We start from the raw sequence: 3,744 nt of genomic DNA, 5'->3' as shown, positions 1-3,744 counted from the left end.
CAGCAGCGCCTGCTGCGCCAGCAGCCCCACACCGCGGCGGTGCGGCGGGACGAACACCCCCGCCGCGACGTCCGTGACCACGCGGTCGCCGACCCGGACGTGGCCCGAGTCCGGTCGCAGCAGCCCGGACAGCACCCCCAGCAGGGTCGACTTGCCCGCCCCGTTCGGCCCGAGGACGGCCAGGACCTCGCCCGCCTCGGCCGCCACCGCCACGTCGAGCGCGAAGCTCCCGCGATCGAGCCGGACGGCCAGGTCGAGGCTCACAGGACACCCTGCGAGCCGCGCGGGCGCCCCAGCACGATCACGACGACCGCCACCACCACGAGCAGCAGCGACAGGGCCACGGCGCCGTCGACGTCGGTCTCCCGCTCCAGGTAGACGAGCAGCGGCAGGGTCCGCGTCGTGCCCTGCAGGCTGCCCGCGAACGCGATCGTGGCGCCGAACTCGCCCATGCAGCGGGCGAACGCGAGGACGGCACCGGAGAGCAGCCCGGGCAGCACGAGCGGGATCGTGACGCGGCGGAAGGCGAGCGACGGGGAGGCCCCGAGGGTGGCCGCCACGGACTCGTAGCGCCGCCCCGCCGTGCGCAGCGCCCCCTCCAGCGACACGACGAGGAACGGCAGCGCCACGAACGTCTGGGCCAGCACGACCGCCGCCGTGGTGAACGGGATGGTGACGCCGAACGCGAGATCCAGCCCGCGCCCGACCAACCCCGTGCGCCCCAGCAGGAACAGCAACGCCAACCCGCCGACGACGGGCGGCAGCACCAGCGGCAGCAGCACGACCGACCGGATCGTGCGCAGCCCGGGCAGCCGGGACCGGGCGAGCACGACGGCGAGGGGGCCGCCGAGCACGATGCAGAGCAGCGTCGAGATCGCGGCGGTCTCCAGGGACAGCCGCAGGGCGGACAGCGCGGCCTCGGAGAGCAGCAGCTCGGGCATCCGCGCCCACGAGGCCCGCTGGACCAGCCCGAGCACGGGCAGCACGATCAGCAGGAACGCGATGCCGGCGGGGATCCAGACGAACCACGGGAGCCCGACCGTCTCCTCGTGACGGTCGGGCCTGCGCGGGCGGGTCGGGGTGGTCAGGGCCGACCGAAGCCCTGCGCGCCCAGCACGGACGCGCCGTCCCGGCCCTCGACGAGCTGCACCCACCGCAGGGCGAGCTCGGCCTGCGGGGCGTCCTTCACGACGGCGATCGGGTAGTTGGTCTCGGCCGCGGCGGACTCGGGGAAGCTCACGCCCTGGACCTGTCCCTTCGAGGCGTTGACGTCCGTGACGTAGACCAGCCCCGCGTCCGCGTTGCCACTGGAGACCTTGGAGAGCACCGACTTCACGTCCGGCTCCTCCGAGACCGCCGGGATGTCCACCCCGGTGGACTGCTCGATCTTGGCCGCGGCCGACCCGCACGGCACCTGCGGGGCGCAGAGGACGGTCTTCAGCTCCGGCTCGGCCAGGTCGGCGAAGGCGGTGATCGCCTTCGGGTTGCCCGGCGCGGTGGCGATCTGCAGGACGTTCGTGGCGAAGACCGTGGGGGCCGCCGCGGTGAGCTGCGCGTCCGTCACCGTCTTCATCGTGGCGTCGCTGGCCGCGGCGAACACGTCCGCCGGGGCGCCGTTGACGATCTGCTGCGCCAGGTCGGACGAGCCGCCGTAGTTGAGGACGACGTCCACGCCGGGGTTCTGCTGCTCGAAGGTCCTCTCGAGCGCGGTGAAGGACTCGGTGAGCGAGGCGGCGGCGAACACCGTCAGCGTCCGCTGCTCGCTGGCCCCTCCCGTGCTGGGGGCCTGCGACGGCGAGCTGCACGCCGCCAGGACGGCGGCCACACCTGCGACTCCGCAGGCCAGCAGACGCTTCATGGACTTCCTCCGGGGATCTCCACCACGACGTTCGTGGACTTGATGACGGCCACCGCCAGCGAGCCCGGCTCCAGGCCGAGGTCGCGGACCGCCTCGCTGCTCATCAGCGACACGACCCGGTGGGGGCCGCACTGCATCTCGACCTGGGCCATGACCCGGTCCGTGACGACGCCCGTCACGAGCCCGACGAGCCGGTTGCGGGCCGAACGCCGCACACCGGACGGGTCCGGGGGCGCGTAGGCGTGCTCGCGCGCGAACTCCGCCAGCACGGCGCCGTCGACGACCTTGCGGTTCGCGGCGTCCGCACCCACCGGCAAGGTGCCCGCGTCGACCCAGCGTCGAACGGTGTCGTCGCTGACGCCGAGCAGGCGAGCTGCCTCTGCGATCCGGAATTGCGGCACGGCGCGGATCCTATGTCCGCGTATGCGCACCTCGCCAGTCCGACATCACACCGAGACCCTTTGTTTAATGCAGCTGCATTGTGGTGTCATGTCGGCGTGGACTTCGAACCCAGCGCCGTCGCTGCCGACTACACCAAGCGCATGCGCGCCTTCCTCGACGAGGAGGTGCTGCCCGCCGAACCCGTCTACGACGCCTGGCGCGCCGAGCGCCGGGGCACGCCGAACGAGTGGGACCTGCCGCCCGTCGTCGACGAGCTGAAGGCCAAGGCCCGCGAGCGGGGCCTGTGGAACCTGTTCCTGCCCTCGCTCTCCGGGCTGTCCAACCTGGAGTACGCGGCCGTCGCCGAGGTGTCCGGCTGGTCACCGGTCATGGCCCCCGAGGCGATCAACTGCCAGGCCCCGGACACCGGGAACATGGAGACGCTGCACCTGTTCGGCACGCCCGAGCAGAAGGAGCAGTGGCTGAACCCGCTGCTGGAGGGCGAGATCCGCTCCGCCTTCGCGATGACCGAGCCGCAGGTCGCCTCGTCCGACGCCACGAACGTCGAGTGCACGATCACCCGCGACGGGGACGAGTACGTCATCAACGGCCGCAAGTGGTGGATCTCCGGCGCCGCGGACGAGCGCTGCAAGATCTTCATCGTCATGGGCAAGACCGACCTCGAGGCGGCGCGGCACCGCCAGCAGTCGATGGTCCTGGTCCCCCGCGACACCCCCGGCCTGGAGATCACCCGGCACCTGCCGACCTTCGGCTACCAGGACCAGCACGGGCACTCCGAGCTGACGCTGACCGACGTCCGGGTCCCCGTCTCGAACCTCCTCGGCGAGGAGGGCGGCGGGTTCGCCATCTCCCAGGCCCGCCTCGGCCCCGGCCGCATCCACCACTGCATGCGGCTGATCGGGATGGCGGAGCGCTCCGTCGAGCTGATGGTCCGCCGCGCGCAGGACCGCGTCGCGTTCGGCAAGCCGTTGGCCGAGCAGGGCGTGGTCCGTGAGCAGATCGCGCTGTCCCGCATGGAGATCGAGCAGTCCCGACTGCTCGTGCTCAAGACGGCGTGGCTGATCGACAAGTTCGGCGCGAAGGGGGCGGCGAGCGAGATCGCGTCGATCAAGGTCGTGGTGCCGCGGATGGCGTGCACGGTGATCGACCGGGCCATGCAGGTGCACGGCGGCGCGGCGATGAGCGACGACACCCCGCTCGCCTACTTCTACACCTGGGCCCGCGCGCTGCGGTTCGCCGACGGCCCGGACGAGGTGCACATCCGCTCGGTGGCCCGCCAGGAGCTCGGCAGGCACTAGCGTGGGCCGGCCGCGCTGGGCGCACGTTTCGTGCTCTCAGCGCGGCAAGATCACCGCTTGCGTGCTCTCAGCGCTGTCGCCACCGCGCTGAGAGCACGTTTCGTGCACTCAGCCGAGCGCTACCGGCACCACCCCGAGACCACGACACTGTGCCGATGGACCCGTTCGCCGACGCCCTGCACCGCG

General features: G+C 72.2%; 5 protein-coding genes. 1 reads left to right on the top strand and 4 read right to left on the bottom strand.

Annotated features, from left to right (window positions below; all coding sequences use genetic code 11):
* From H5J29_RS24835 to H5J29_RS24820, 4 genes are all read right to left on the bottom strand, one after another.
* Positions 1-264: ATP-binding cassette domain-containing protein (locus H5J29_RS24835; RefSeq protein ID WP_312858387.1), on the bottom strand; the 264-nt coding region annotated here is incomplete at its 3' end.
* The gene (locus H5J29_RS24830; RefSeq protein ID WP_181783445.1) at positions 261-1,088 is read right to left on the bottom strand and encodes an ABC transporter permease; all 828 of its coding nucleotides are present in this window, start codon (positions 1,086-1,088) and stop codon (positions 261-263) included. The genes H5J29_RS24835 and H5J29_RS24830, both read right to left, overlap by 4 nt.
* Entirely contained in the window at positions 1,085-1,858 is a 774-nt protein-coding gene (gene modA, locus H5J29_RS24825; protein ID WP_181783444.1) for a molybdate ABC transporter substrate-binding protein, read from the bottom strand. The genes H5J29_RS24830 and modA overlap by 4 nt, the downstream gene beginning before the upstream one ends.
* A complete protein-coding gene (locus H5J29_RS24820) occupies positions 1,855-2,259 on the bottom strand; it encodes a TOBE domain-containing protein (protein WP_181783443.1) in 405 nt (134 codons plus the stop codon). The genes modA and H5J29_RS24820 overlap by 4 nt, the downstream gene beginning before the upstream one ends.
* Before the next feature lie 96 nt (positions 2,260-2,355).
* Here H5J29_RS24820 and H5J29_RS24815 point away from each other — a divergent pair, with 96 nt between their 5' ends.
* Complete coding sequence (locus H5J29_RS24815) at positions 2,356-3,558, top strand: acyl-CoA dehydrogenase family protein (protein WP_181783442.1); 1,203 nt, start codon at positions 2,356-2,358, stop codon at positions 3,556-3,558.
* Positions 3,559-3,744 lie beyond the last annotated feature (186 nt).

The sequence above is a fragment of the Pseudonocardia pini genome (assembly GCF_013870575.1).
Taxonomy (GTDB): Bacteria; Actinomycetota; Actinomycetes; order Mycobacteriales; family Pseudonocardiaceae; genus Pseudonocardia; species Pseudonocardia pini.
The sequence above is the reverse complement of the archived record's forward strand: the minus strand, read 5'-3'. Positions and strand labels throughout refer to the sequence as shown.